General features: G+C 37.6%; 8 protein-coding genes, 1 pseudogene and 1 other annotated feature. Of the genes and pseudogenes, 7 read left to right on the forward strand and 2 right to left on the reverse strand.

The window, feature by feature from the left end:
* Positions 1–306: 306 nt before the first annotated feature.
* On the reverse strand, positions 307–723 hold the full coding sequence (locus tag FTV29_RS14745; RefSeq protein ID WP_108091264.1) for a conjugal transfer protein TraD: 417 nt from the start codon (positions 721–723) through the stop codon (positions 307–309).
* Positions 724–1,002: 279 nt separating this feature from the next.
* On the opposite strand from FTV29_RS14745, the gene FTV29_RS14750 reads away from it, so the two are divergent.
* The 6 genes from FTV29_RS14750 to FTV29_RS14775 all read left to right on the forward strand — a co-directional run bounded on the left by FTV29_RS14750 (position 1,003) and on the right by FTV29_RS14775 (position 4,093).
* Entirely contained in the window at positions 1,003–1,158 is a 156-nt protein-coding gene (locus tag FTV29_RS14750; RefSeq protein WP_002061201.1) for a hypothetical protein, read from the forward strand.
* Positions 1,158–2,087, forward strand: a complete 930-nt coding sequence (locus FTV29_RS14755; RefSeq protein WP_119065094.1) for a MobA/MobL family protein — start codon at positions 1,158–1,160, stop codon at positions 2,085–2,087. The genes FTV29_RS14750 and FTV29_RS14755 overlap by 1 nt, the downstream gene beginning before the upstream one ends.
* Positions 2,084–2,584, forward strand: coding sequence for a hypothetical protein (locus FTV29_RS14760; protein WP_068550831.1), 501 nt, complete (start codon positions 2,084–2,086; stop codon positions 2,582–2,584). Before FTV29_RS14755 ends, FTV29_RS14760 begins: the two co-directional genes overlap by 4 nt.
* Positions 2,585–2,654: 70 nt before the next feature.
* Positions 2,655–2,951 carry a BrnT family toxin gene (locus FTV29_RS14765; RefSeq protein WP_042087986.1) on the forward strand — a complete coding sequence of 99 codons (297 nt, stop codon included), beginning with the start codon at positions 2,655–2,657 and terminating at the stop codon, positions 2,949–2,951.
* Positions 2,941–3,156, forward strand: coding sequence for a hypothetical protein (locus tag FTV29_RS14770; protein ID WP_180075663.1), 216 nt, complete (start codon positions 2,941–2,943; stop codon positions 3,154–3,156). Before FTV29_RS14765 ends, FTV29_RS14770 begins: the two co-directional genes overlap by 11 nt.
* A 127-nt stretch (positions 3,157–3,283) precedes the next feature.
* Positions 3,284–4,093, forward strand: coding sequence for a hypothetical protein (locus FTV29_RS14775; protein ID WP_108091266.1), 810 nt, complete (start codon positions 3,284–3,286; stop codon positions 4,091–4,093).
* A 793-nt stretch (positions 4,094–4,886) separates the two neighbouring features.
* On the opposite strand, the gene FTV29_RS14780 is transcribed toward FTV29_RS14775, so the two are convergent.
* Positions 4,887–5,303: a hypothetical protein gene (locus tag FTV29_RS14780; protein WP_163169825.1), complete on the reverse strand. Its 417-nt coding sequence runs from the start codon at positions 5,301–5,303 to the stop codon at positions 4,887–4,889.
* Here FTV29_RS14780 and FTV29_RS14785 point away from each other — a divergent pair.
* Positions 5,256–5,786: pseudogene (locus FTV29_RS14785) on the forward strand (IS3 family transposase); the annotation flags it as partial. The gene FTV29_RS14780 and the pseudogene FTV29_RS14785 sit on opposite strands and share 48 nt — an antisense overlap.
* Positions 5,545–5,661 (forward strand) — a sequence feature (AL1L pseudoknot). (Overlaps the previous pseudogene by 117 nt.)

A 5,786-nucleotide genomic window follows, 5' to 3' on the forward strand; every position in this document is an offset into this window, starting at 1 on the left:
TGTACATAGTGCACTAGGTTATGTATCACCTTTTGATTTTGAAGCAATGTACTATGATAAGATTAACCCGTTAGGTCAGGTGGCCTAACTTAAATAAAAAACTCTCCGACAAACCCGGTACGGTTCACCTTTATCTTTGTTTGTGATGAATACATTAGCAAGTTCCCATTTAGGTGCTGCATGAGAGAGAATTGGTAAAGATAGACAGAGTCCTAAGATAAACTTTTTCATTAATTGTCCTATGAAATCTCATAATGATTTGTTAAATCATAACTTAATTTATTGCTGATCTAGCTTAGCTTATAATTAATTTGAATTATTTTTACGTTGTTTGAGAACTTCTAATCCTAAATCCTTCCAAATTTGCCATTTCATATCATTTGGGTCTATTTCAGCAGTTTTAAGCAGAATTCCAAGTAATTCGGCTGGGTCACGCTGATCAAGGTTAGCAATTTCAAAAAGTGCGCCTAATTGAATGAGATGACGTGTACGAGCTTTTCGTTCAGCTTCCTTTTCTGCATTCAGTAATTTTCTGACTGCTATCTTCTGTTTATTCGCTCGATCTATGGCTTTTTCAGCTTTGATCAAGGCATTCAATTTTTTCTCTTGGTCGGGAGTACGGTATTGGATTTGAGCTAATTCTAATAAAAGCTTTTGTGCATCACTGGGATTCTTTAAAGCAGAAATGTAGGTAATTTTTTCAGACAGCCAATCATTATTCATATTCAATTCCTTAATTCATATACCGCAAAAGCACAGGCTCAATACTCAAAGAACGATAACAAAATAATTACGTCCAAGGTACGCAATTTTGTTAAAGTCGTTCTAGAGATTGTCGCCTGTACTTCCATCAAAAAATTGATGGCGCGCTTAGACGTTTCTCAATTTCATTGAGAAACCTAAGCACGTTAGGGACTTCATCCCTAAAACCCTGAAACTTCTTTTTTTCGTTCAATTGAAAATTGAATGAAAAAAAGAAGTACCAAAGCTAGGAGCAACAGCATGCAACTAAAACAGGTATTGGGAAAAATCAAAGATATTAGTTTTGGCGTGATCGCAGCACCGCTAATTATCATCATTATGATGTGGGCTTCGATACTTGATCAAAGAGCGTTTAAAAAAGAACGTAACCGAAAAAAGGAACAGGATAAGACCTAATGGCGATTGCTCGTTTAAGTGTCAAAGTCGGTAAGGCAGGTAAAGCAGCACCGCATGCCGAATATATTGATCGGGATGAAGAAAAAAAGCTGAAACAAGAACAGGCAGAAACCGACCTTGAACATAGTGCCTATGGGAATATGCCGAAATGGGCTGAACATAATCCGATTACCTTTTGGGAAGCAGCCGACCTTTACGAGCGCAAAAATGGCAGTACCTATCGAGAATATGAAATTGCCCTGCCTAGAGAGATGAATGCCAAACAACGTCTAGAACTGGTTGAGGAGTTCATTCAGTCCGAGATCGGCTCAAAATATCCATATCAGTTTGCGATTCATAACCCTAAAGCAATGGACGGCAACGATCAGCCCCACGTGCATCTCATGTTTAATGAACGTCTGCAAGATGGAATCGAACGAGATCCAGAGCAATATTTCAAACGCTATAACAGCAAAAATCCTGAACGTGGCGGAGCTAAAAAAGACAATACAGGCAAGAGTTACCAGGAACGAAAAATTGATATTAAAGACCTACGCCAAAGATGGGCGGATTTATGCAACAGCCATTTAGAAAAACATCAAATTGATAGCCGTATTGATATGCGAAGCTACAAAGAGCAAGGCATAGAGAAAGAACCCGAAAAGAAACTGTTACCAAGCCAAGCCAAAGACCCTGAAATTAGGGAAGCCCTACAACAATCACGTACAGCCTATAAAGAGCTTGAGCGACTAGACTTAGGCGACCCCAAACAAGACCTGAAAGACCTCAAAAACAGCCCAATTTCAGACAAAGAAATTAAACAGGGTATTGAGAGCTTTAAGGCTGATTTTGACAGCTTTAAACAGCTTGCTTTGGAACAGTACAAACAACAGCAGAAATTAGAAAGAGAGCAACAGAAAACAATGAAGTTTAGAGGGATGAGCCGATGACACCTGATGAAAAAAAGCTATATGCACTAATGGCAGTTGCAGAACAACAGCAGAACCTCGTCAATCAGGCCGTTAAAGAGCTTCAAATCACGAAAGAACACATTCAAAGCACTATTGCTGGGCAGACCCACCATACTGTATCAAAATCGCTAAATACGGGCTTACAGGAGGGTACAGCGGAGCTTATTAAGACCGCTAAAGCACTTGGACGCTTGAATAATTCAATTGAATCAGCCCGTGATCAGTTGTCATGGAAGCTCATTACCATTGTTCTAGGCATCTTTGCCATTCTGATGCTTGGTATCATTTGGCTGTTTAGTGTTTATATCAAACCTTTAGGCAATATCCCGCAGATCGAGAGCCTGAGACAGCAAGGCATCCAGTTTGATATTGGAAGTTGTAAAGTTGATGGAGAATCTAAACCGTGTGTCCGAGTGATGAAAAAGCAGTGCGGATATGGAAAAAATGGCGATTTTTGTGTCATAGACCCAAAATAATAAGAATATTTCTTATGCTAAAAGAAAATTCTTACTTAATTTCAATTCTACGAGAGGAAAAGGGGTAATCATGCCATTGATTGAATATTACGGCTTGTTATTTGAATGGCATGACCAAAAAATGGATTTAGTCTACAGAGGGCGTGAAATTACGTTCGAAGAAGTCTGTAGTATTTTCCTTGATCCTGCATTGATGTCTTTTGATGATGTAGGACACTATGACGAACAACGACTAATATCAGTCGGTTTAAGCAATCGTGGTAGACTATTAACAGTGGTTTGGGTTGAACGTGGAGATGTTGCGAGAATAATCACTGCATTTGAACCATCACATCACCAAAAGCGGAGGTACAGCAATGCAAAATGAATTAGAACGCTATAAAAATTTTGATCCTACCAATGCCCCATTGGTTAAACCTAGTTTTGTGAAAAAATTACAGAAACGTCACGCCATCGCTCAAGCAAAGGCTTTTGATGCTGATGTGGTGACATGGTTAGGTTCACAAGATAATGAAACAAAACAACATATTAACGATATGGTTCGCCATATTATGGCATTGAAACGTACTTAATTAGGTATGACCTCCCTTTTTTGTTTTAATGTTTGATTGATTAATTAGAAAGCTCATTTGGTATTCATACCAAATGAGCTTTTACTTTATAGTTTTTGAAGGATACGCCGTGGTTAAGGAAGTTGTTATGTTGAAACATTCAAGTTTGGAAAGAAAAGAGTTCAAGCATGAAGAACTTGCACTAATAAAAAAACTTGATTTCAACGATATTGAGATTATTAAGCCTGATAATCTTGGACAAATCTTAATTTGGACTTCTAAACTTGCTGAATATCATCATGCTCAATTTGTTGAATTTAGTCATAAGTTAGATATTGTTGATGAAATAGAAGAGCGAGAAGAGATTAACAATAAGATTAATTTTTATAGAAAAAGTAGAGTTTTAGAGAATCATATCAAGGATTTCTATCTAAAAAAGCTATTGGATCAAGGAGAAGCGACAGTAAAGGGATATATCAAACATCCGATTAAACAGGATACAAATTACGCTGTAATTTCTTATCACGGATATCATTTTGTTAGTTTTGCTACTCCAGAGATTATTGAAAAATTTCCCTTACATTTTATTGATTTTGTACAAAGTGAAACACCAAAGACATTAGCAGATATACACTCTGATGAAGCTGTACTGCTATCAACGGTTAAGAATTTTATAACGCCCTTTAAAGAACAATATAAAAAAATAAAGAGTAAAAATAAGGAGATCAAAGAACACAATACGGTCGTACATAAAATTTATATAAAAATTAAAAATAAAGAAGCAACTTTGCAAAAGCCAACAGATTCAAAGCCTAAAGAATCTAGCCCCAAATCTGATGAAAAGATTACTTTACCAGTAAAAATGAAGCAGGTAGCTATTCAGCAAAATATAGCTTCACAAGAAAAGTCAATTACTGTGATTAAGAAGCGAAAATTTGCTTTAAATAAGGATAAGTAAATTTGTAATTGTAAATTATAAAGAAAATCCCCCCTAAGCCTTGCAACTTAGAGGGGTTTTCCAGTAAATTCTACGGTACGCAGTTATTTGATGTTAACCCATCGAATAACGAAGATCATAAGGTTTGGCGACCGTTATGATTTCACCAAAGGCTGGTACCTGAACTCTATTTTCACAATAAACAGTGTTTAGATCAAGTCTCAAAATGATAAGTCTTCGTTAATCCGTGTTTTAAATCATCAAATAAGCATCATAGATCGAGCTTTGCCTGCTTCTGCGTGTCCGTTTTAGGGATTGGCATGCGTTGCATGTGGAGGGAATAAGTGTCACTGGTGCAACGTAGCGATAGTCGAAAGGCTAAACCGCTACAGGGGAATCTCACAAAAGCGGAGCGTTAAGAGTAGCTGTATAGGTTGGTTAAGTTGCATGTTGGGGAAACCCTCGCAGAGATACCGCCATACTTCGACAGGGAGCGCGTGGGAGAAGGTGCAAGACCTTTAGTCCTTGTCTGCATAGTCTGCAAAGCTATGTGCGGATACGACCGATATACGTGGCTCCGAAGCCAAAAGAATATGCGGTAAATCGGCAATACTTAAAGGATGTGTCATTTTTTTAAATGACCGCCTTTAGGGAGAGTATTGCCGAAACTCTCTCAACCGTTCACCAAAGCCAAAGCACGAAGTGCGACGCTTGGGTAACGAGTTGAGAAGTTGAGAGCATGTGCTTTTGCTTTTATAGGTTTTTATATTTTTATAGAAGAGCTTTTGAGAAGCTTGTTCTGCTTAGGCTATTATTAAAATCCAATTCTGTTTGTATTAATAATAATGTTATTAGAATATTTTCCTCTGACATCATCGCAAACAGTTGTATAGCTATAATATTCATAGGTTTTTAGAGTACCAATAATATAGCCTCTTTGAAAAATAGGTTCCCATTGATTAGTAAATGGGCTCAAGAAAAGACCTTGTGAACATTCAATCGCTAAATTATTTTTCACTACATTATTTTTAGGATTTGAGTGAACTTCTTTTATAGAAAAATATCTAATATCATTATTATTTGGTGCTGTTTTGATTGAATTTTTGTCTACATATATTTTAGAAATCTCACCTTGAACCGTACCGGGTTTGTCGGAGACCAAGCTTTCTGAGAGAATGTCCCGATGAAAAAAGTAAAATATACCCCTGAAATCAGAGAAAGAGCGGTTCAATTATTGATTGAATCCGAGAAAGATTATCCATCGAATTGGGCTGCGATCACCGCTATTGCTCCCTGAGCAGTATACTGCGCAAGGGTTGTACTCCTGAAACACTACGTGTTTGGTATCAAAAATATTTAGATAAACAAAATCCAGTTAAAGTACAGCAGCTTTCAGACCAAGAACGTATCAAACAACTCGAACGCGAAAATAAAGAACTGCAACGCGCCAATGAAATTCTACGTAAAGCAGCCGCTTTTTTCGCCCAGGCGGAGCTCGACCGCCCACACAAATAATGGTGGATTTTATCCATAATAATAAAGAGCTGTACGGAGTCGAGGCGATTTGTAGAATTTTACCGATCGCACCTTCAACCTATTACCGGACTCTAGATCTCTGTGAAAATCCAGAACATCGAGCAAAGCGAGATTTACATGACTTGCATCATGCTGAGGAGATTAAACGAATTTGGAAGGAAAGTTCAGGTCGGTATGG

The organism is Acinetobacter sp. YH12254, assembly GCF_013417415.1.
In the GTDB taxonomy this organism is placed as follows: domain Bacteria; phylum Pseudomonadota; class Gammaproteobacteria; order Pseudomonadales; family Moraxellaceae; genus Acinetobacter; species Acinetobacter pseudolwoffii.